We start from the raw sequence: 23,857 nt of genomic DNA, 5'->3' as shown, positions 1-23,857 counted from the left end.
AAGAAGTTGAGTCATTACAAACCATAGAAAGCCTTTATGCAAATCAGTCAAAGTTTAAATATTGTTACGTTGAGAAAAACTGCCTTTTTATTTATCTGCAGTTGTCTGTTTCTTTTACCGATCAATAGCTTTGCAAAAACTATCCTTATTCTTGGTGATAGTCTAAGTGCTGGTTACGGCGTACCCACCGAGAAAGGTTGGGTCAATCTTTTGCAAAAACGTCTTGATCAACAGTATCCGAAACAACATCGAGTGGTCAATGCAAGTGTCAGCGGTGAAACAACCAGTGGTGCATTAGCACGTTTGCCTAAATTGCTTCAAACACACAAACCAGATATTGTCGTAATTGAATTGGGAGGTAATGACGGTTTACGAGGTCAACCTCCAAAAATGATTCAACAAAACCTAACTCGATTAGTTCAATTGAGCCAAAAATCTAATGCCAAAGTACTCATATTTGGCATGAAGATTCCTCCAAACTATGGCTCAGCGTTTAGCAAAGCCTTTGAAAATAATTATAAAGTTGTGAGCCAGCAATTTAATGTGAAGTTGCTCCCTTTTTTTCTAGAAGGTGTTGCTGGAAATAATAAACTCATGCAAAAAGATCTGATTCATCCCAATGAACAAGCTCAACCTAAACTCTTAAATAATGCATATTCTTATATTAAAGGCGCTCTATAAAGTTATAGACATATAGATCCATAAATCCCAATCAATAAAAAAGCCAGCTTAAGCTGGCTTTTTTAAAATGCTGATATTAGAAGTCAAAGAATGTAACTTCACCTGTTTCAAGTGAGTATTCTGCACCTACAACTTTTAATTTACCTTGTGCAATCAAGTTTTCCAACACCGCAGAACCATGGCGCAACTGGTTAACTGAAGCAAAAACATTTGAGCGAACCGCGTGTACTGAAAGCTTTTTCAAATCATCTTTTAACTCAGTTTGCATTAAAATTTCGACTGATGGACGTACGCGATTGACAATAGACATCAAATTAACAGATGGCGGTTGTTGAGGATTACGTAATGCTTCAATCGTTGAGTCGATTGCGCCGCAATGTGTATGACCCAATACAATCACTAAAGGACAATTAAAACTTTCGGCTGCAAACTCCACACTTCCAACTTGAGATGGAGCTACGATATTGCCTGCTACACGAATAACAAATAAATCACCTAAGCCCTGATCAAAAACCATTTCAGCTGGAACACGTGAATCAGAACATCCTAATACAATCGCAAATGGCTCTTGAGTTTCAGCCATCTGAGCGCGCTCATGATGCGTCAATAATCGTTGATGCTTGGTTTGACCTTCAACAAAACGTTGATTACCAATTTTTAAACGTTCTAAAGCTTCTTGTGCAGTTAGCATCTTGTATCCATGGTTTATCAAGGTTTGAGGTAATTTTAATACTGTGCTTTTTGATTGTCACTGACAAAATTTAAACTCTGTTACAATTTTTGTTAATTGCTAAAAATATCTTCAATTTCTTCAAATCTGATGATTATGATCATTCCTTACTAAACACTTTAGCAGCTGATTCAGCGCTTAAATTTATGTTTATGAAGTAAAACTTATTTAAATCGAGAACCAATTATCACAAAAATAGGATTTATTTTTTACTTTTAACTACTACTTTATAAAAGTCACTTGATTATAATGTCGCCCTGTTTTAAGGGATTTCACCTGCATGTTTGTTCATCTTCCTTTACCCACATTAAAGCATCAACATTTATTTTGCATTTTACTCACGTTAATGCTCAGCCTCGGCATCTCATCTACCCGAGCAAATACTGTTGAATTCATCGACTATCAAAAAGTTTTAAATGAAGAACGTGCTTGGGCAGGACTATCCAATAAAACAATTCGCGTCGGTGATGTTGTGTGGTCTTATAGCGAAGGTGGTCCTGCTGATCGACCTGCCTTACTGTTAATTCATGGTATAGGCATGAACCGAGACAGTTGGAATCATGTCGCTCGGAATCTCACACAGCAATATCGCGTCATTATCGTTGACTTGCCTGGAAGTGGACAAACGCTAACACCGAAGGGATTTGACTTATCACTTCCTCATCTGACTGAACAGTTACGTCGTTTTGCAGAAGCATTACGCATTGAAAACCAGCTTAATCTAGCGGGTCACTCTGTCGGTGGATCAATCGGACTGATGTATGCTGCTAAATATCCTCAAGAAATGAAAAGTTTATTTCTGATCAGTGCCGGTGGATTATTCAGAAGCAACAAAACATTTTTCCTCAATAACCCAATTTATTTAAAGCAGCTTTTAATCTCACAACCTGGTGACTTGAATTATGTTTCTAGGAGAGTCATGCATAAAGCTCCCTTCGTACCCAGTTTAATCAAGAAACAACAAGAGCAAGCACTTATTCAACGCGCGGCGGATACATCTGAGCTGATTCATCAGCTTGTAAAACTCAATCAACAGTACACCGTTGAATCATTTGCTCAATTGTTAAAAAATATTGAGGTTGAAACATTGATTTTGTGGGGAAAACAAGATCAGATAGTCAATGTTGAAGTTGCACATGAATTAGGGACCGCCTTAAAAAAAGCACATCCCCCTATTCTATTAGATCAAATTGGTCATACACCTATCGTAGAAACTCCTGATCTTGTGGCGCAACATTACTTAAGTTTTTTAAATAAGATGAATACCGTTAAAACGTCATCGTCAAATTAAGGATATTGAGAATTTTCATGGAAAAAAATCCTAAAATCGAACAGTTGATTGAGGCGCATTTGGCATTTCTTGATCATGAATTTTCTCAAGATGACACCATTGAAAATGAATTTTTATATTTTTATCAATGGTTTCGAAAACAACCTTTAAGGCAAATTTGGTCTTTCGAGGCGATTAATGCACTGCTTCAAAAACAAATTCTAAATACACCTACAACTGATTCTCTCATTCAACAGATTGCGGAGCATATTCGATTTGCGTTGGTTCACCCGCTTAATGAAACGACTCAAATCGAAGATATTATCTCGGTTCACACCATTGATCGAATTGCACTTTATATTTCATCTAAAAGTGCTCACCGCCAAGCTCTAATTAAACGTATTGTGAACAATCCCGCATTTTCGAGTATGCTCACCGAGTTAATCCATCATTCTATTCAGGATTATATTGATAATTCAGTGATGAATAAAAAAGTACCCGGTGTCGGCCGCTTTATGAAAATGGGGAAATCAGTTCTTGAAAGTGTCACTGATTCAAATCTTGATGATACGGTCAAACATTATCTTCAAAAAAATATTATCAAGATCAGTCAAATTAGCGAACAAGTGATTAACCAACACTTTGATGATAATAAGCTATACCACTTTCAAGCCAATCTTTGGCACAAAATAAAGCAAGTCCCACTCTCTGCTGTTAAAAACTATGTTGAGATCAATGATCTACCAAATACTGTGGCAATGGGACATGATATTTGGGACAACCTCCGTCAAACTGAATATCTAAAGCAACAAGTACACGATGGTATTTACACGTGGTATTGCCATAATCAAGACCGCTCTTTTGATCTGATCATGCAAGATATCAATATCAACGAAAGCCTTGTTCAAAATGAATTAAGTGCTCTACTCTGCCCCGTAATTAAGCATATGATTTCTAGTGAACACCTTAAACAACGTGCACGTGTATATCTTGAAAAATTCTACTATTCTGAACCAGCACTAAGTATTCTCACATCTTAATTAGAAAACCGCTCCTTAGAGCGGTTTATCAGAAATATGTCGTCGGTATTTGAATCTCAATTTGATGCTCACTCAGCCATGAATTGAGACGTTCTATTTTACGTAGGTCCTTTGATTTTCTATGCTCGCTTATAGGGTAGATATAATGGCAATTCATCAATAAAAAAATACTCTCAACAAGTAGTTTTAAATTTTGCTGAAAACAAGGAAGGTGATGTAACTGTTGAAAAGTTTTAGAACCTGTTCTTAAACTTTCAATAATGGCACTGATCACCTCCTTCGGAGCTTGAATTGGGCCAATTGATGTTTTTAAATTAATATTATCCAATCGCTCATTGTTAAGAATAAGATCTAATCTAATCTTATGTAAAATTCCTAAATGGTCTTCAAAACGGTAATTCACTGATTTTTTTTGAAACAAATCCATACGCTGCTTTGAATCCCGAGCAATATCTTTTAGATACTCTTTTGTATTCGAAATATTCACATCTGATATCAACTGTTGCAAGTCGATTGGAATGCTAAGCGAATCTAAGTTTTCAGTTGGAACTGCACTCCCAATATATGATAGATCAGCTTCGATCTTTAAAATCTCATGTACATCTACACTATAAAGGGGTTGCCAATAATCAGTTAAAAGATCGTGAGCGAGATAATTGGTATCATTTTTTAATGTATTCACAATTCCTTGTATTTTGTCATATCCAATAAAAGCGCCTCTCCGATTTAATTCACTCACTAGTGCTGTAGACAATTCAATACTTTGAGCAGATTGCTGAGACGTATTTTTATCAACCAAGTTAAAGATTTTTTGAATAGGCTGTAAAGTAGCGGATCCAGGAAAGCACATATAGTGTAAATAGAATAGCCCTTGGTCCTTTAAAGATTTATCTAGAATCTGCCTAATAAAATATTGATTGTGTTCAGAAACCCAAGAATACACTCCATGACAGACAATGAAATCAAACACTTCATTATTATTTTTGTTAAATTTTTCAAAGTCTATATTTAAGAATCTTATATTGCTTAACTGTAAGGATTGAGCAAGCTCTGTAGCTCGTTGTATGTGTTTGTCATTAAAATCCACTCCGACAAACTCAGCGTGCGGATTTGCAATTGCTGCCACAATCAAGTTAAGACCACAACCACAACCTAACTCTAAATATCGAAAATTTTGAGATATATCTGGCGCTATATAACCTTGAAATTGGCTGATTGTACTCAGCCAAATTGGCTGCATCTCTGGATAAAAAAACATAGGATAGATGGTGTCAACCACATAGCCATCGACGCGCTTCATTATTTTCCTTCTAAACTCGACTATTCAAAGCTTGGAGTGAGATTCTCGCTCTCACTCCAAGCACAAGACATTAAAACTTATAATTCAAGGCAAAGCTGTAACGTCGACCATCAAGCACCCAATCATTTCCATCTTTCAGTACATTTTTGTTTGCAACATTATATACACCAGTAGATAGCTGGAATTGGTCACTATACTTATACACAGCTCCAACATCTACAAATGTATAAGCTGGTGTTTTATCTCCATCGGTATCACCCACTGTTTTGCCACGATAATTCAATTGAGTCCATAAATACAATTGATCATTAAAGTCCCAATCTAAGCCTGCATTAAACATATGTTTAGGCAAATTATTCAATGGTTTACCTTCATACTGTCCAGATTTTTGCTCACTATCTGTGAATGTATAAGAGTGTCTATATTTTAAGTAATCTGTAATGTTGTAATCTGTGGTCAGTTCAAGCCCTCTAATTTCGGCTTTATCAATGTTATAGTTGAGTGTATAACCATTTGCGTTATATGGCAGATTAGGGTTGGACTGATAGAAAGCACTGCTATCAACGAAATCATTAATTTCAGATTGAGTGTAAGGCGGCTCACCGTCATTTTTTGGGGGAAGTCGACTACCATCTAAACGACCAGATCGAGTAATTTTATCGTTAAAGTCAGTTTGATAGACCATAAGACTTGCAGATAAACCCAATTCAGGATGAGTGAATGCAAAACCTGTTTCATACGTTAAACTGGTTTCTGGCTTTAAATTTGGGTTTGGCATAATTGCCCCGCCCATTGAGTTCAGCATGTAATCTGGAGAAGAATTACGTAAGCTCGGCGCTTTATAGCCTGAAATTACACCTCCTTTTAAAGTCACGTTGTCTGTAGCTTTATAAACTGCATATGCCTTTGGACTGAAATTATCACCAAAAAACTCATTTTCATCGAAACGACCACTTAAGGTTAGTGCTAACTTATCACTGACATTCCAAGTATCTTCTGCAAAAATAGACCATTGATATCGATCCATTTTAGTGACTTTACCAGCCATCGCTGCATTTTGGTTACTTGTACCATCCTCAAGATTTTCTTTTAAATATCGCCCGCCAATGGTCAGACTATGATCTTCGAAAAAGTACGTTCCTTGTGTATTGGCTGTGATAGTCTCAAATAAAATCCCCCCTGGATTTTGAACTTTACCCACAGTACGCCCTGTAATTGCATTATTTTTATCTTTATCATATTGCAAGTAAGAAGTGAGTTTTAGATTGCCGTACTCACCATCATGAGTAAGGCTAAAATTATTTTTTTCTAATTCTGAGTAAGTCCCTGTATTCGGTACGACATCTGAACGATAGATTAGCTCACCATCATCATTACGATTATTCGTATTATATGCTGGATAATAATTTCCATTAGATAGAACGAAATCTTTACCATCAATATCAACTTTAGGACCCGTTACTGAAACATACTGGGTATAACTTTTACCTGGGTTGTGTGTACGCTCTTGTTGAGTTCTTACATATTCAGCAGTGAGTGTGTTTTTTTCATCTGGTGTAAAAACAAACTTTGTACCTAGATTTGTTTTTTGAAAATCTGGTTCACTCTCACCTGTTTCGGCTGTATTTTTTTGTAATGAACTTTCTTCAATCGTTTGAAGACCAGCTGTAACTTGAACCGAAAGAAGCTTATCAATTAATGGTGCATTTACATACAAGCTGGTATTGGTTGCGTCGTTGTTAACGTCATTCGATTTACCAGCTTTGATATATTCTGTTCGAATACTTGCAGTCAAACGATCTTGATGCTTTTTAGTAATGATGTTAATTACACCACCCATTGCATCAGAACCATATAGAGAGGATGACGGGCCTCGAATCACTTCAATACGTTCAATCGATTCTATTGGCGGTAAGAAGTTTACTGATGCTCCTTGAACCCCCCCATTTGTTGTTAAAAGACTACCATCATTCATTGGACGTCCATCTACTAAAAATAGGGTATAAGCTGATCCCATACCCCGAATGGAGATCGTCTGGTTCGTTCCACCGCCTTGTACAAATACACCTGGAACATTTTTCAATGCATCAGTTACATCACTATAAGATTTCTTTTCTAATTCTTCGGCAGTAATCACTGAAATCGTAGCAGCAGCATCCGCTATATTTTGCTCATAACCACTCGCTGAAGTTACGACAATTGTTTTTAACTTAGTTGTATCTTGTTTTGCATTAGTATCTTGACCAATTTGCTCTTGTGCAAAACTTGAAACCGACATGGTGGTTAAGACAGCAAACGCTAACTTAGATTTTAAAAATGTCTTTTGCATTGTGTAATTACCAAAGAATGTGTGGAGAGATCTTGTTCGAATTGTGTCGCATTGTAACAAATGATAATCACTTTGCAATAGATTATGATAACTATTCTCATTTATAGTTTTGTTTTTACATTTCAATTTTATTGATATTACTCATTTTGTTCAGTTTTCATAAAAAAAAAGCCCCCTTTTAATGGGAGCTTTTCAAATCAACTTTTGTAAATTTAAAGGCAACTTATTTCATATAAGCGCCTTCTGATTGGCTGTGGTCTGTCTGGTCCACAACACGTTGTAACTCTGGGATATGCTGTTTTAGCGTAACTTCAACACCTTGTTTAAGTGTCACATCAATTGCTGAACACCCTTGACAGCCACCACCAAATTTCAAGACCGCTGTTAAACCATGCTCAGCATCTTCAACCACTTCAACCAATGCACAGTTTCCACCATGCCCTGCTAAACCAGGGTTAATTTCTGACTGTAATACATAGGTTATACGTTCTTCAATCGATGCATCTGGACCTACACGTGGCACTTTCGAGTTAGGTGCACGGAAAGTTAACTGACCACCAAAGCGATCTTTGTTGTAATCAATCACTGCATCCAATAAGTATGGGATTGATGGTGTATCAATATATGCAGCAAATTTTGGATATTCTTGTTTATAGTCGGTTGGAACGACTTCATCTGGTGCACTATACGCCATGCAGCATTCAGCACGTGGTGTACCCGGATGTTCTACGAAAACACGTACCGCGATACCAGGAGTATTTTGCTTCTCTAAAAGTTCAAACAAATACTCTTGCGCAGTTGGTGTAATTAATAAATTTGGAATTTCTTCAGCAACTGCAGTGCTGGTGTTCTCAGTCGACATAACAATTTTTCCTCAAGCTGAAGACTCTATTTTAACTGAAGATCGGGGGTAATATTTAAAATTCAACTAAATTTGTCAGAATTATTATATTAATAACAATTAAATTTAAAAAAATGGCATGATGAACAGAATTAAAGCAATTTATTCAATCTTATCCATATGCTTGATTTACCTTTTAATCATACTGTCACCATCGTTTTAATTACGGTTGCCATTTCACTGGTTGCATTTTCCAATCAAAATATTATGAATCGTTTGATTTTTTGGCCTCCAGCCATGCAGAAACGTCAATACGATCGATTTATCACGCATGGTTTTATACATGCAGATGGAACACATCTACTGTTCAATATGATCACACTCTTTTTCTTTGGAAGTGTAATTGAGAGTTTTTATCGACAATACTTATATGAACTCGGATTTGTTCTGTTCTATTTAGGCGGTTTAATCGCGGCAATTATTCCAAGCTATTTAAAACATAAAAATGATCACCGCTGGGCAAGTCTAGGGGCTTCTGGAGCAGTGTCAGCAGTCTTGTTTGCTTATATTTTATTTCAGCCCTGGAAACTGATATTTGTCTTTTTTATTCCTGTTCCAGCCATTATTTTTGCCGTGCTTTATGTTGCTTATAGTATTTGGTCAGGTAAACGTGGAAACAGTAACATCAACCATAGCGCACATTTATGGGGTGCAGCCTACGGTGTCGTGGTAACGATATTGATTGAACCTCAAATTATTCCACACTTCTTCAGCAAGTTGCTTCAACTACCTTTCTAATTCTTTGATCATTGCGGAGGGTTAAAACACTCCGCACAAATACCCTTAAATTCAAAGTTGATGCTGGTAAATAAATCAAAAACACAAATTCAACAATGATAATGATTATCATTTATATATTCATGTTAAGCTTTTATCAAACCTCGAGGTATTGATATGACTTACATTAAACTTCCATTGGCACTCATTCTTTCATTCAGTGCCTTTGTTTCATATGCTCAACCTGTTCAATTCACTTATCAAGATCAAACTATTCAACTTCAAAATACACCACAGAAGCTGGCTGTGTACGAACTATCCGCGTTGGATACACTGAATGCTTTAGGTATTCAAGCATCAATCGTACCCGAAACTACTTTTGTTGGTGCTTTGAAAAAATTTAATGACAAACAATATTTAAAGGCTGGATCTTTATTTGAACCCAACCAAACCTTATTAAAAGAACAAAAGCCAGATCTCATCATTGTCGGCGGGCGTTCTGCTGCAAAATTAAATGAGGTCAAAAAAATTGCACCTGCAATCAACCTCTGGCCTGATACTCAAAACTTCAATCAAGACCTGAAAAACCGCACACTTTTTTTAGCAAAAATGTTTAATAAGGAACAACTCGCACAATCTAAATTAGATCATGTCTATGCCCTTCAAGCACAACTTAAACAACTCACTAAAGGCAAATCCGGCCTGATGCTTTTTGCCATGGGTGATAATTTTATACCGCATGCAAAGAATGAAAGATTTGGATTTGCCTATGATATTTCTGGCTTAAAGTCAGTGGTGCCGACTGCAGCACCTCAAGCCTCAAGTACTCGACCTGCTCCAAACTCACCAGAAGCGCTTGCTGCCGCGCAACGCAATTTAGAGCGTCTAGCACAAGCAATAAAACAAAATCCTGATTTCATCATTGTGTTAGACCGTGGTGCTGTAAACACGCAAAACTATGCTGCGAAACAACATATTCAATCACATCCATTACTCAAGAATAGTCAAGCAATCAAAGAGAATCGTGTCATCTTTGTTGATGCCGATGCCTGGTATTTAACGGGCGCTGGCTTAGATAACACTGCATTTATGTTAGAAGAATTGATCAATGGTATAAAAAATACTAAATAATTGATTTTATTTATAAAGGAAGTCTTCGGCTTCCTTTTTTTAGAAATATCTCGTAATAATTCAATCAATATCTGGTAATTAATGCCACCTAGATCATTAATTTTGTCAGGATAATGTAGGCATCCGCGAATTTATTCATTTTTTTTTGAGATTTTTTGCATGTCTAATCAACCTGATGGTTTACAATTTTCCTCTAACACGTCCTCTAAACCCAGCAGTTCAAAATCAGGCCAACGCATCGTCAGTGCGGCATTACAACAAATTCAGCCAGAATACGCTGATGCAGTTATCAATGAAAAGAATTGGCGAAAATCCTATCCGATTCATTTTAAACGGTTGGTAGAATGTGGGCTCTCATCACCTGAAGCTGCGCTGCGCATCGCTCAAGATGGACTTCAACAAGCTTATGAAGAGTTTAGTTTTCAACGTGATCAACATACACATGCATTGAATGAAGTGATGAATCTTAAATCAAAAGATTTAAATACCTACACACTTCAAGGAAACTCTAATGCTGAGCCGCAATGGTTTGTACCTTATCAGGGTAAAAATTTAGAAGGTCAAGCCCTACTCGACCAAATTCAACTTTGGTTAGACCGAGGTATTATAGAAGCATCACATGCTCAGGCACTACAAGCGTGTGTGCAGCATCCAGAGTGGTTTGACCTTTCGGATCGAACAATGGTGCTGTTTGGTGCAGCTTCTGAAGCAGGACCTTTACCTTGGCTGGCGAAATGGAAAGCCAATATCGTGGCGCTTGATTTAAATCATGAGCGAGTATGGACAAAGATTTTGAATACTGTTCTGCAAGGCAATGCGACCTTATACGCTCCAAGTGTCGAATCAATAGATTCATCTTCATCAATACGTGCAGCTGCAGAGCGTTTAGGCGTTAACTTATTAACAGATACCCCTGAGATTGCACATTGGCTCACCCAGTTTGATCAAGACTTAGATCTTGCCGCGATTGCCTATTTAGATGGCGAAAAGCACGTTCGTGTTTCTATGGCGATGGACACCATTATGCAACATGTCAGCCAACAAAAATCCAATACCAGTTTAATGTATATGTGTACGCCCACTGACGTCTACGCTGTACCACAGGAAGTGATTCAAGGTGGATTAGATAAGTTTAAATCACGCTCTAAACTTGAAAATATTCTGTCCAAGAGTATTTCGACTGTCTCTCGTGATTATTTTTTCAAACAAAACGAAGAACGCTTATTCCAATGTCATGATAAACAGTATGGGATCTGCGACTGTCTTGTGGTAGAACAAGGTCCAAATTATGCGTTGGCGAAAAGGATTCAACAATGGCGCGCTACGTTAGCACGGTCACAAGGTCAACGTGTCAGCATTAATATTGCTCCATCGACCACTACACATTCGGTAACCAAAAACCCATTATTAAAAGCTGCTTTCAATGGTGCCAATTTGTTTGATGTTGAAGCATTTGAACCCGCGACGACCAATGCGATTATGGCTGCGTTGTGGATTCATGATTTGAGAAACCCACAGTCGGTTGCCAATCCTGACATCGCCCTCAATCATCCATTAGACTTAATCATGCATGGTGCTAATCATGGTGGATTATGGCGTGTAGCATATCTCGCACGCACCGCCCTACCATTTGCCGCATTATATGGTTTTGCTGAGGAAAAACTCCCCTTGAAAAAACTTTGGTCTAAATTCCAAAAATAAGTGTCATAAACAATTGATCATAAAAAAAGCGCTGATTGTTCAGCGCTTTTTTAGTCTTTAAGTATTGAATTCAATCAGGTGAACTGGAGGAACAACCAGAATAAACCACCTGACAAACAGATTGTTGCTGGCAGTGTGAAAATCCACGCTGATAAGATTGTGCGAACCATTTGGAAGTTTAAGCCCGACTTATTCGCAACCATCGTACCTGCTACAGCAGAGTTTAAAACATGTGTTGTTGACACTGGCATACCAAAGCCATCAGCAGCAGCAATCGTTGACATTGCAACTAACTCTGCAGACATCCCCTGACCATAAGTCATGTGTTGTTTACCAATACGCTCACCAACAGTAACAACAATACGTTTCCAGCCTACCATCGTCCCTAGACCTAATGCCAATGCAGTCGCAACTTTCACCCATGTTGGGATGTATTGAAGGAATGAATCTAAGTTATCACGGTAGTTGTCCACTGTTTTTTCTTGCGCTTCAGTCATGGCAGGTAAAGCTTCTGCTTTATCTAAACGCTTGAATGCAGTCGTGCTGAGGTACATATCATTACGGAATTCAGCTACTTGATCTTCAGGAACATCTTTAATGGATGTGTAGCTTCCTACTTTTTCACCTAAATGATCCGTTAAACTTGCCAAAGCTGGCACAACTTCAGGTGTGATTTCTTTGGTTTGGATATATGACGTGATAATTTGACGCGCTTTTTCATCTGGAATATCTTGGTGATTTGGATAAATCAAATCAGCAGTTTGAGCAGATAACTGACCAAACGTTTGGATATGTTGTTGATCTAGACTCTTGTTTAAAGAGTATGCCAATGGCACGATCCCGATCAGAATCAACATAATCAGACCCATACCTTTTTGACCATCATTTGAGCCGTGTGCAAAACTTACACCGGTACACGTGAAAATCAAAATGGCACGAATAAGTGGCGGCGGCGGTTTATTCCCTTCTGGTGGTTGGAATAATTCCACTTGTTTCTTAAAGATTTTTTTAACCAATAAGAACAATACAGCCGCAAATGCAAAACCGATTAATGGTGAGAATAAAAGTGCTTTACCCACTTTCATCACCTGTTCCATGTCTACACCTGACGCACCATTACCTGCGTTTAAGATGTAGTTCATGATGCCCACACCTAAAATCGAACCGATCAGTGTATGAGAGCTAGAAGCAGGGATACCGAGGAACCAAGTTCCTAAGTTCCATACGATTGCGGCAATCAACATGGCAAAGACCATGGCAAAACCAGCACCTGAACCGACGTTCATAATCAATTCAACAGGCAATAGCGCGATAATACCGTAGGCAACTGCACCACTTGCGACCATTACGCCAAGGAAGTTACAGAAGCCTGCCCACATTACAGCGACAGGTGCAGATAAAGCGTTGGTATAAATGACCGTTGCCACAGCATTGGCCGTGTCATGGAAACCGTTAACGAACTCGAAACCCAATGCGATAAACAATGCCGTGGCCAACATGATCACAGCATAAAGATTTAAAGCAGGCACATGAGATAAATCAGCAGCCAACTGAAAACCAATGTAAATCAAGGTTGAAACAATCAGTGTAAGGAACACTGGCATAAAGAATTTCGGCGTTGGCACGTGAACATTCGTCGACTGCATAGGCGTTGACGATTGTGCTGAATCTGAAACTGGAGTTTGATTAGAATTCATGCAAGCAGAGAAAGAGGATAAATATCCCCTCTATTGTTCAATTTAATTATTACAATTATATGACAAAGAGCTGTCATATAAGTCATCCAAATGACACTTATTTAAGAAAATTAAACTTTAAAAACTAATAATATTCAAAATTTAACAATAATAATCATATAGTTAATACAAAAACCTCGTCTTTAATCTTTATTTCAATCGGTAATTAAATAGATGAAATAAAGATGACATCACTGTCACATTTGTTACAACGGCAATTATTATTACATTAGATTATGACAACATGATGAAATATAGACAGTTTCAGTTTTGATAGGTTGGTCATCGTAGTCGATGGATGAAATTCATCCTTAATTTTTTGGGAATAGGTTCATAAATTTTTATTTATCAGAAAAGTGGACGTAACTCTGCTAAAATATTGCACCATTATTTGTGCAGATTTTTGTGAGAGTCATTTGATGTCTACCCTCGCCACCTTAAAAGCGCTTCTTGCCAAACGTATCCTGATTATTGATGGTGCAATGGGTACCATGATCCAACGCCACAAATTGGAAGAAGCTGATTACCGTGGTGAACGTTTTGAGGATTGGGCCTACGACCTTAAGGGTAATAACGACTTATTGGTTCTAACTCAGCCACAGATTATTCAAGGCATTCATGAAGCTTATCTTGAAGCTGGTGCAGATATTATTGAAACCAACTCGTTCAATGGAACGCGTGTTTCAATGTCTGACTACCATATGGAAGATTTGGTTCCTGAGATTAACCGTGAAGCAGCTCGAATTGCCAAAGAAGCATGTAAAAAATATTCAACACCTGAAAAGCCACGTTTTGTTGCGGGCGTATTAGGACCAACGTCACGTACCACTTCAATTTCACCAAATGTAAATGATCCGGCATTCCGTAACATCACCTTTGATGAGTTAAAAGTTAACTACATTGAAGCGACTAAGGCATTGATTGAAGGTGGTGCAGATATCATCTTGATTGAAACGGTCTTCGATACCCTAAATGCCAAAGCTGCGATCTTTGCAGTGAAAGAAGTGTTTAAAGAAATTGGTTACGAACTGCCAATTATGATTTCGGGCACCATTACCGATGCATCTGGCCGGACACTCACAGGTCAAACCGCAGAAGCATTCTGGAACTCAATGCGCCATGCAGAGCCTTTATCGATTGGCTTTAACTGTGCACTGGGTGCAGATGCGATGCGTCCACACGTCAAAACCTTGTCTGACGTTGCGGATACTTTTGTTTCAGCGCATCCAAACGCAGGCTTACCAAATGCCTTCGGTGGTTATGATGAAACTCCTGAAGAAACTGCAGCATTTATTAAAGAATTTGCTGAAAGTGGCTTAATTAACATTACGGGTGGTTGTTGTGGTACGACGCCAGATCATATTCGTGCGATTGCGCAAGCGGTTGAAGGTATTGCACCGCGTCAAATCCCTGAAATTGAACCTGCATGTCGTTTAAGTGGTTTAGAGCCATTTAACATTACTAAAGATTCATTGTTTGTGAACGTCGGTGAACGTACCAACGTGACAGGTTCTAAAAAATTCTTACGCCTGATTAAAGAAGGTAACTTCACTGAAGCTTTAGATGTTGCTCGTCAACAAGTTGAAGCCGGTGCACAGATCATCGACATCAACATGGATGAAGGTATGCTCGATTCGCAAGAAGCGATGGTGCATTTCCTGAATCTGATCGCATCTGAACCTGATATCTCTCGCGTGCCAATCATGCTCGATTCTTCGAAATGGGAAATCATCGAAGCAGGTTTAAAATGCGTACAAGGTAAAGCGGTTGTTAACTCAATTTCCTTAAAAGAAGGTTATGACGAGTTTGTAGAACGTGCTCGCCTATGCCGTCAATACGGTGCGGCAGTGATTGTCATGGCGTTTGATGAAAACGGTCAGGCGGATACTGCTGAACGTAAAAAAGAAATCTGTAAGCGCTCTTATGATGTCTTAGTCAACGAAGTGGGTTTCCCATCTGAAGATATTATTTTTGACCCGAACGTGTTTGCGGTCGCAACAGGTATTGAAGAACACAATAACTACGGTGTGGACTTCATTGAAGCAACCGGTTGGATTAAACAAAACCTTCCAAATGCGATGGTGTCAGGCGGGATCTCAAACGTATCGTTCTCATTCCGTGGTAATGAGCCTGTTCGTGAAGCGATCCATGCGGTGTTCTTGTATCACGGCATTCAACAAGGCTTAACCATGGGGATCGTCAACGCAGGTCAGCTTGCAATTTATGATGATATCGATGCTGAGCTAAAAGAAGCTGTTGAAGATGTGGTACTGAACCGTAACCAAGGCGCAAGCGGTCAAGAAGCGACTGAAAAATTACTCGCTGTTGCGGAAAAATATCGTGGTCAAGCGGGTGCGCAAAAGGCTGAAGAAAACCTTGAATGGCGCAATGAACCTGTAGAAAAACGTCTTGAATACGCGTTAGTTAAAGGTATTACGACTTATATCGATGAAGATACTGAAGAAGCACGTTTAAAATCAGCTCGTCCACTTGATGTGATCGAAGGTCCACTCATGGCAGGGATGAACGTGGTGGGTGACCTGTTCGGTGCCGGCAAAATGTTCTTACCACAAGTGGTGAAATCTGCACGTGTGATGAAACAAGCCGTGGCTTGGTTGAACCCATTTATTGAAGCAGAAAAAACCCAAGGCGAAGCCAAAGGTAAAATCTTGCTTGCAACAGTAAAAGGCGACGTACATGACATTGGTAAAAACATTGTCGGCGTGGTACTGGGCTGTAACGGTTATGACATCGTTGACCTTGGCGTGATGGTACCTTGTGAGAAAATCTTACAAACTGCGATTGATGAAAAAGTTGACATCATCGGTTTATCAGGTTTGATCACACCGTCATTGGATGAAATGGTCTTTGTTGCCAAAGAAATGCAACGTAAAGGTTTTAACATTCCATTGATGATTGGTGGTGCAACAACATCAAAAGCGCATACTGCCGTGAAAATTGCGCCGCAATATCACAATGATGGTGTGTACTACACGGCTGATGCTTCACGTGCGGTGGGTGTTGCAACACAGCTTTTATCTGCTGATATGAAGCCGCAATTGGCAGCTGATTATGCAGCGGATTATGAAAAAATCCGTACACGTCTAGCGAATAAGCAACCGAAAGCTGCAAAACTGTCTTATGCTGAATCCGTTGAAAATGGTTTCAAAATTGACTTTGACAAGCATGCACCTGTAAAACCAAACTTCATTGGTTCTGAAACATTCACCAACTATCCTTTAGAAACTTTGGTGGAATACTTCGACTGGACACCATTCTTTATTTCTTGGAGTTTGGCGGGTAAATACCCGAAAATCCTTGAAGATGAAGTTGTGGGTGAAGCTGCACGTGATTTGTTTGAACAAGCACAAGCGATGCTCAAAGACATCATCGAAAATAAACGTTTCGATGCGCGCGCTACTTTCAGTCTTTACCCTGCCAACCGTGTTGCAGCAGACACTGTTGCGGTAACTGATGAAAATGGCAATGTGACGCATACCTTTGAGCATATTCGTCAGCAGTCTGACAAAGTCACAGGTAAAGCAAATTTCTCACTGGCTGACTTTGTTGCGCCGAAAGACGTGGCGCAAGATTATTTGGGTGGTTTCACTGTATCGATCTTTGGAGCAGAAGAGCTTTCGCAAGAATACAAAGCCAAAGGTGATGACTATAACGCGATTATGGTTCAAGCCTTGGGTGACCGTTTTGCAGAAGCATTTGCAGAACACTTGCACCAACGTATTCGTAAAGAGTTTTGGGGCTACCAAGCTGATGAACAGCTTTCTAATGAAGAATTGATTAAAGAGAAGTATGTAGGTATTCGTCCTGCGCCGGGCTACCCTGCTTGTCCTGAACACTCTGAAAAAGCACCACTGTTTGATTGGTTAGGCACCACTGACAAGATCGGAACTTACTTAACCAGTAGCTTTGCGATGTGGCCACCTTCATCAGTGAGCGGTTTCTACTATGCAAACCCTGAAACTGAATACTTTAACGTGGGTAAGATCTCTGGCGATCAGCTAGAAGATTATGCGAAGCGTAAAGGTTGGACGTTGGATGAGGCGAAACGTTGGTTAGCGCCGAATTTGGATGATTCTGTGGTTTAAGAATCTCGATAGTTTAGAAAAGAAAAATCCCCTCTAGTGAGGGGATTTTTTTAATTTGACAATTAATATATGTTCTATTAATTTAATCTTGTTACGGGCTATACCGCTTCAAATTACTTAATATAATTCGCCTACATTCATTGGCTTTATTAGGGCTAGTACCCTTGTAATTTGTGATTACTGAATAAATAGTAGTTAAGTAACAGCCAGTAGAAGAGCATTGTCTTCCGATGGTATTTTTCAACAATCAATGCACCCCGCACCAATGCAACAAAATTGTATTGTAAAATCGTAGAGACTAGGACGAATTTTGCGGCATTTAAAACTTTAAGGAGTTTTTATGCCTGTTCGTCAGACTGCGCTTAAAGAACAAACTTTATCTCAATACAAAAATCATTCTTACGAATTTTTATTACTATCATGGTTACTCAGCGATGGTTGGGATGCAAGTATGCCTAGCTTGGATGTCTATGCAAAAACAGATATTCAAATATTAGATGGTCGTACACTTTATCGTATCCAAGTTAAAAGCCTCGATTCAGCAAATGATAATATCGTTGTAGAAAACAAGTGGGATGACGCAGATATTGATTATGTAATTTACTTTTCAAGGAACGCTGAATGGGGATACATAGTCCCTGCCTTTAAAGAAAAACGTAGGAATTTAAAAGCGGACAATCATATACGGTTTCATCAACATCCAACCAATTTCCTAAAAGCTTTCTCTAGATGTTAATCCCTCCTAACCTCCCTCTAAGAAAGGGAGGAACACTGCGAATCAGCAACCGTAATCAAATTCGCGTAAAGTCCCTCTTTTCCAAAGAGGGATTTAGGGAGATTCTTTCGAAAGCTCTTTCAGACAACACTGATAAACCACTTCCACCACATCATCAATCCGCCCCATCACCTGCCCATTATCAAACCTCAGCACTTTTAGCCCAAGCTGAGCCAATGCTTCATCCCGAATCCGATCTGCTTCTAAACCCTCAATTTTGAAGTGCTGACTACCATCACACTCAATCACCAAATTGGCAGCAGGACAATAAAAATCTACGATGTAATTTAAGATCGGCTTTTGTCGATAAAACTGCAAACCTAAAATTTGCTTATTGCGTAATCGTGACCACAGCAACCTTTCAGCATCGGTCATGTTGTTGCGCAAATCACGCAAGGTTTGTTTTAAATTTTTATTGTAGGGTTTCATTTTTTATTCTCATTTTAGAATCTTCCCTAGCCCTGAGCCATATATGGCGCAAGGGAAAAGAGGGGGATGTCATGAATCCAATAACGCCATTAAATTGGAGATAAGTCCACGTTCAGCAAAGGGGGATATAGGGAGATTTTTTCATCAATATATACATTAAAAACTGCCCCTTTTCTAACCACCCGCCCTCAAATCATCCGTTTTAACATTTTTAGATCAGCAAATGTTTCAAGTTTAGTGAATAATTAATACTTATTAATGAAATTACCAAAAGTTTGATATTTCCATGAAAAAACTCACCAACCACACTGAAAACTTGGTTGTCGACATGTGCAAAGGCTTTGTCTTGGCACACCCAGAACTTGCATTCACTGAATCACACAAAATCATTTCAAGAAAAGAAAAACATAACAATGTTGCTCTCATCAGTGGTGGTGGTAGCGGGCATGAACCTGCACATGCGGGCTTTGTCGGTAAAGGTATGTTAGACGCAGCCGTATGCGGAGACGTATTTGCATCTCCATCGCAAATTCAGGTCTATAAAGCATTGCAGCACGTCGCAACTGACAAAGGCGTGCTAATGATCATCAAAAATTATTCTGGTGATATGATGAATTTCCAGAACGGTGCAGCTTTAGCAACTGAAGACGGAATTCAAGTCGACTTTGTGAAAGTTGCAGATGACATTGCGGTTAAAGATAGTTTATATACAGTCGGTCGTCGTGGTGTCGCAGGCACAGTCTTTGTTCATAAGATTGCAGGCGCAGCAGCATCTAAAGGCTTAGAATTAGGTGAAGTTAAAACAGTCGCTCAAAAAGCGGCTGACAATGTCATCAGTTTAGGTTTTGCCTATAGCTCATGTACTGTTCCTGCTAAAGGTACACCAACCTTCACGCTTGCTGATGATGAAATGGAATACGGCGTGGGTATTCACGGTGAACCGGGCATCCGTCGTGAAAAAATCTTGCCGGCAAAAGAACTGGCACAACGTATGGTCGATGATCTGTTTTTAGATCGCCCAGACATGAAAGAAGTCGCAGTTTTGATCAATGGCTTTGGCTCAACGCCAATGCAAGAACTGTATCTGTTTAACCATGATGTATGCACACACCTTGCGCGTAAAGGCATCAAAATTTACCGTACTTTTGTCGGCAACTACATGACCAGTATCGACATGAATGGCGCATCCATTTCATTACTTGAATTGGATGATGCACTCAAAACATACTTAGATGCAGAAGCCAACACCCCTGCCTTTAAACTTGATGGTTCACCTGCTTTAGCCATTGAGTTTGCAACAAAGAATACTAATGCTCAACAACAAGGTAACAACCAAGTTGAAACTGCAGCAGAACATGCTGAAATTCAAAATGAGCAATTCACCATTGAAAACATGCGCTATGTAGTCGATGTCATGGCAGCATGTATCATTAAAAATGAAGTGCCATTTTGTGAGTTAGACGCACACGCAGGCGATGGTGACTTCGGCATGAGTGTGGCTAAAGGCTTTAAACAACTCAAGAAAGAATGGCAAAGCTTGATCCAAGCACAGCAGATGGATGAATTCTTGCTCAATAGCTCCATGATCATTATGGAACATTGTGGCGGTGCATCAGGTCCCATCTGGGGTTCTGCATTCCGTGCCGCAAGTAAAGCCATTCAAGGTAAAACCACGTTAAGCGTGGCGGATTTTGCCGATATGCTGCAAGCCGCAGTAAAAGGTATTCAAACCACAGGCGAACGTTCATTTGGACGTGGCGCTGTTGTCGGTGATAAAACGTTGATCGATGCTTTAGTGCCATGCGCAGATTCATGGTCAAACAACACCGACAAAAGCTTTAAGGAAAACTTTATCTTAGGTGCTCAAGCTGCTGTTCAAGGCGCAGAATCGACCAAAGAGATTGTTGCACGTATGGGTCGTGCAGGTACTGTCGGGGATCGTAGCTTAGGCTATCCTGATGCAGGTGCATATGGTTTAGGTGTGATTTTTACCGATATTGCCGATCATCTAAAATAACATCTAAACATGACATGAATGATTGATCTGTTCTACAAAAAAACCCTGATGATTCAGGGCTTTTTTTGCTTTTTATTTTTTAAAACTTGATAATAATGCGCTGGTAATCGCCTGATTATGTGATGCCACACGAGACTTCTTCGCTTTCGCTGACTGGTCAGCTACACGTTGAATTTTGACAGCTTTTAATTTACCTTGATTTTCAACAACCTGAAATTTGACTCGGTCATTGCGTTTTGGCTCACCTTCATCTGCAGGAAAGTCAGAAATGTGGAAAAAAATATCCTCACCTGCACCACCAATAAAACCAAAACCTTTATCGGCATGATAAATTTTAATTTTTCCTTGCTGGACTTCAGACTTCATAACATTCCCAAAAAACGGTATACAATTTTCAATATTATACACGCATCTTAAAGTGCATCATCTTTGCTGATCACTTTAAATAATCATGCAAGTGCTGTTGGACAATGACGCGTTTGTGTCCTTTACTTTGTTGTTCCGATAACAATGATTCCGCATCTAAAACCACCACTTTGTGACCATCATCCTGTAGACGTTTCACACCTTCAAATAACATTCGAGCACCGACATCATGGATTAAAGTCAGATGTGTAAGATCAAGCACTACTTTATTTTTACCTACAGGCTCATTCTGTAACTCACGCAAGAACATTTCAGTCTCTGTAAATTGTAAGACACCACGTAGCTCATATACCACCATGCCATCATCATACTCACGGCGACTTTGGATAATGGTTTGTGCTGAAGGGGTTCCCTCCATCAAATGTAATCCCATATCACTTGATAGACGTTCAAAGATTTCCACACCTCGAACACTGTTGCCATGGCTGTCTAATTTAGGCGAAAAAACCGCAATTCCAACCTGACCTGGTAAGACACCAATGATCCCCCCTGCCACACCACTTTTGGCAGGAATACCAACGGTGGTCAACCAATCTCCAGCTGCATCGTACATACCACACGTCATCATGACGCTAAGTACCTGACGACATACCTGACGATCTAAAATACATTTCCCCGTAACAGGATCTTTTCCACCATTCGCTAATACACTGCCCATTCGCGCTAAATCTTTCACGGTGACTTTAATCGCACACTGTAGAATATAACCATGAACAATATGCTCTGGGTCTTCTTCTAGCACGCCGACGGTACGCAACATATATCCAATCGAAAGATTACGAAATGCTGTTTTGAGTTCAGATTGATAGACTTGCTCATCAAAGGTTAATTCACGCCCACACAGTTCACTCAAGAAACGTCGTAAATGTTCTGCACGAGAAACAGTCTTTTTATGAGGTAATAAAGAATGTGTCGTAATCGCACCCGAGTTAATCATTGGGTTCTTGGGAATCGATCGTTCTTTTTCTAATGAGATTTGATTAAATGCTTCCCCCGACGGCTCAACGCCAACTTTTTCTAATACTTTAGCTAAACCATGTTCTTGAATCGCTAATGCATAAGCAAATGGTTTAGACATTGATTGAATCGTGAACTCAACTTCATCATCCCCTGAAGAATAAATCGTACCATCAATGGTTGAAAGTGCTAAAGCGATACGATTTGGATTGGCAGCTGCCAGTTCTGGAATATAGTCAGCCAATGCTCCTTCGGTATTCGCATGACATTGGTCCAATACATGGGCAAGATAATCAGGTACAGGTGTCTTCATTTTTATTCTCTTGGTGATCAATGGAGACCCAAAATAAGATCTCAAATGTTAAATTCAGCTGTCGATATCGTGTCACATCTGACTTGATTACGACCATTCTGCTTTGCAAGATATAGTGCTTTATCCGCTGCACTATAAATCCTTTGCTTTACTTCGTCTGTGTATAGATGTGGTAAATTTTGTGACATCGCCACGCCAAAGCTTGCGGTCACTTGAATAAAAGTCGCTGGGCTAATCTCAATTTTTTCACTTTCGATCGTTCGACGGCAGCGTTCTGCGATGATTAATGCTTCGTCGATATCACCATCTTTAAGTACTAGAACAAACTCTTCACCACCGAGTCGTCCCACTATATCCTCTTCTCGTGTTTGCTGTTTTAAAATGAGAGCAATACGTTTAAGTACAAGATCACCAACATCATGACCATAATTGTCATTAATCTGCTTGAAGAAATCGAGATCTAAGATGATGAAAGCAAAGCTGCGATTTTGTTGAATTAACTTACTAATAAACTGATTGATGTAACGACGGTTATAGAGGTTGGTTAACGCATCTTTCTGACTTAGTATTTCAATCTTACGCTCACGTCGTCTCCACTGCGACAAGATCAACTCAAAAAAAACTGCTGAGCACAACAGTATGGGTAAATATAGTACCGCCATACTTTTCAGCCAAAAAGGATTGGCATACAAATTAGATTGATTCAGTGCATCACTAAATAATGGTGCATAAGTCAGTTGACCATTGGCCGTCAGTACTGCCAACCACAAGATAATACAAGCAATAATAAAAGAGACGCTATAGATGATGCGCTGTTCATATAACACAAAACCAATTAATACAATATTGACCGTTCCCGCCATCACCGCAGGACTATAAATCCCAACCGTGTATCCTGAAAAAATGACAATCAATCCATAAAATAAGGGGATTAAATAGCCCAAGATTCGGCGAGCAGTAGCATTTTTACGAAGCATTAAAGCGATTATCAGAAAACACATGGTCAAAATCACTTGTAAACATGTGGTCAATGTCCGATGAGGATAATATTCTGGATCTAACCAAATTTGATATTCTGAATGGAAAGTTAGGTAGTACCACAACCAATGACCGATGAGCATCAACAGCCCAAATATAAGTAACAGAATCCCTTTATTAAAGTTGGACCAGTTAATAATAGAACGATCAGATTCTAACAAGACATATTTGATAGCTTGCAATAAACTGCGCTGTTGTTGTACTTCATTCTCTCGAGTCATCATCTAATTGTATTATCGAATATTCATATTTATTTTTAT

At 39.2% G+C, this 23,857-nt stretch carries 18 protein-coding genes; 9 read left to right on the top strand and 9 right to left on the bottom strand.

Going from position 1 to position 23,857, the window contains the following annotated elements:
- Positions 1-36: 36 nt before the first annotated feature.
- A complete protein-coding gene (locus AC1M9M_RS05420; RefSeq protein ID WP_481595817.1) occupies positions 37-681 on the top strand; it encodes an arylesterase in 645 nt (214 codons plus the stop codon).
- A gap of 76 nt (positions 682-757) precedes the next feature.
- On the opposite strand, the gene AC1M9M_RS05415 is transcribed toward AC1M9M_RS05420, so the two are convergent.
- Positions 758-1,372: a carbonic anhydrase gene (locus AC1M9M_RS05415; RefSeq protein ID WP_035266649.1), complete on the bottom strand. Its 615-nt coding sequence runs from the start codon at positions 1,370-1,372 to the stop codon at positions 758-760.
- A 319-nt stretch (positions 1,373-1,691) separates the two neighbouring features.
- Here AC1M9M_RS05415 and AC1M9M_RS05410 point away from each other — a divergent pair, with 319 nt between their 5' ends.
- The gene (locus AC1M9M_RS05410) at positions 1,692-2,702 is read left to right on the top strand and encodes an alpha/beta fold hydrolase (RefSeq protein WP_481595816.1); all 1,011 of its coding nucleotides are present in this window, start codon (positions 1,692-1,694) and stop codon (positions 2,700-2,702) included.
- 17 nt (positions 2,703-2,719) lie between these two features.
- Entirely contained in the window at positions 2,720-3,721 is a 1,002-nt protein-coding gene (locus tag AC1M9M_RS05405) for a hypothetical protein (protein WP_481595815.1), read from the top strand.
- A 28-nt stretch (positions 3,722-3,749) separates the two neighbouring features.
- On the opposite strand, the gene AC1M9M_RS05400 is transcribed toward AC1M9M_RS05405, so the two are convergent.
- The 3 genes from AC1M9M_RS05400 to nfuA form a co-directional block, all read right to left on the bottom strand.
- Positions 3,750-5,000: a class I SAM-dependent methyltransferase gene (locus AC1M9M_RS05400; protein ID WP_481595814.1), complete on the bottom strand. Its 1,251-nt coding sequence runs from the start codon at positions 4,998-5,000 to the stop codon at positions 3,750-3,752.
- A 91-nt stretch (positions 5,001-5,091) separates the two neighbouring features.
- The gene (locus tag AC1M9M_RS05395; protein ID WP_481595813.1) at positions 5,092-7,350 is read right to left on the bottom strand and encodes a TonB-dependent receptor domain-containing protein; all 2,259 of its coding nucleotides are present in this window, start codon (positions 7,348-7,350) and stop codon (positions 5,092-5,094) included.
- A 223-nt stretch (positions 7,351-7,573) separates the two neighbouring features.
- On the bottom strand, positions 7,574-8,212 hold the full coding sequence (gene nfuA / locus AC1M9M_RS05390; RefSeq protein ID WP_035269609.1) for a Fe-S biogenesis protein NfuA: 639 nt from the start codon (positions 8,210-8,212) through the stop codon (positions 7,574-7,576).
- 159 nt (positions 8,213-8,371) lie between these two features.
- Between nfuA and AC1M9M_RS05385 the strand changes: the two genes are divergently transcribed.
- The 3 genes from AC1M9M_RS05385 to AC1M9M_RS05375 all read left to right on the top strand — a co-directional run bounded on the left by AC1M9M_RS05385 (position 8,372) and on the right by AC1M9M_RS05375 (position 11,800).
- A complete protein-coding gene (locus AC1M9M_RS05385; protein ID WP_481595812.1) occupies positions 8,372-8,989 on the top strand; it encodes a rhomboid family intramembrane serine protease in 618 nt (205 codons plus the stop codon).
- Between the two features lie 156 nt (positions 8,990-9,145).
- On the top strand, positions 9,146-10,099 hold the full coding sequence (locus AC1M9M_RS05380; protein WP_481595811.1) for an ABC transporter substrate-binding protein: 954 nt from the start codon (positions 9,146-9,148) through the stop codon (positions 10,097-10,099).
- Positions 10,100-10,258: 159 nt separating this feature from the next.
- Positions 10,259-11,800 (top strand): hypothetical protein, encoded by a 1,542-nt coding sequence (locus tag AC1M9M_RS05375; protein WP_481595810.1) that lies wholly within the window; start codon positions 10,259-10,261, stop codon positions 11,798-11,800.
- Between the two features lie 74 nt (positions 11,801-11,874).
- On the opposite strand, the gene AC1M9M_RS05370 is transcribed toward AC1M9M_RS05375, so the two are convergent.
- Positions 11,875-13,497, bottom strand: a complete 1,623-nt coding sequence (locus tag AC1M9M_RS05370) for an inorganic phosphate transporter (protein WP_180027990.1) — start codon at positions 13,495-13,497, stop codon at positions 11,875-11,877.
- A 458-nt stretch (positions 13,498-13,955) separates the two neighbouring features.
- Between AC1M9M_RS05370 and metH the strand changes: the two genes are divergently transcribed.
- Together metH and AC1M9M_RS05360 are read left to right on the top strand one after the other, a co-directional pair.
- A complete protein-coding gene (metH, locus tag AC1M9M_RS05365) occupies positions 13,956-17,642 on the top strand; it encodes a methionine synthase (protein ID WP_481595809.1) in 3,687 nt (1,228 codons plus the stop codon).
- Positions 17,643-17,982: 340 nt separating this feature from the next.
- On the top strand, positions 17,983-18,378 hold the full coding sequence (locus AC1M9M_RS05360; protein WP_481595808.1) for a PDDEXK-like family protein: 396 nt from the start codon (positions 17,983-17,985) through the stop codon (positions 18,376-18,378).
- Between the two features lie 93 nt (positions 18,379-18,471).
- Here the strand turns inward: AC1M9M_RS05360 and AC1M9M_RS05355 are convergent, their stop codons facing one another.
- Positions 18,472-18,846: an endonuclease domain-containing protein gene (locus AC1M9M_RS05355; protein WP_481595807.1), complete on the bottom strand. Its 375-nt coding sequence runs from the start codon at positions 18,844-18,846 to the stop codon at positions 18,472-18,474.
- 286 nt (positions 18,847-19,132) lie between these two features.
- On the opposite strand from AC1M9M_RS05355, the gene dhaK reads away from it, so the two are divergent.
- Entirely contained in the window at positions 19,133-20,863 is a 1,731-nt protein-coding gene (dhaK, locus tag AC1M9M_RS05350; RefSeq protein WP_481595806.1) for a dihydroxyacetone kinase subunit DhaK, read from the top strand.
- A gap of 72 nt (positions 20,864-20,935) precedes the next feature.
- Here the strand turns inward: dhaK and AC1M9M_RS05345 are convergent, their stop codons facing one another.
- The 3 genes from AC1M9M_RS05345 to AC1M9M_RS05335 all read right to left on the bottom strand — a co-directional run bounded on the left by AC1M9M_RS05345 (position 20,936) and on the right by AC1M9M_RS05335 (position 23,821).
- A complete protein-coding gene (locus AC1M9M_RS05345) occupies positions 20,936-21,229 on the bottom strand; it encodes a cold shock domain-containing protein (RefSeq protein WP_481586536.1) in 294 nt (97 codons plus the stop codon).
- 70 nt (positions 21,230-21,299) lie between these two features.
- Entirely contained in the window at positions 21,300-22,559 is a 1,260-nt protein-coding gene (locus AC1M9M_RS05340; protein ID WP_481595805.1) for a glutaminase, read from the bottom strand.
- A gap of 41 nt (positions 22,560-22,600) precedes the next feature.
- Positions 22,601-23,821, bottom strand: coding sequence for a GGDEF domain-containing protein (locus AC1M9M_RS05335; protein ID WP_481595804.1), 1,221 nt, complete (start codon positions 23,819-23,821; stop codon positions 22,601-22,603).
- Positions 23,822-23,857 lie beyond the last annotated feature (36 nt).

The organism is Acinetobacter sp. ANC_7503 (assembly GCF_056780035.1).
This window is presented reverse-complemented; position numbering and strand designations above follow the sequence as displayed.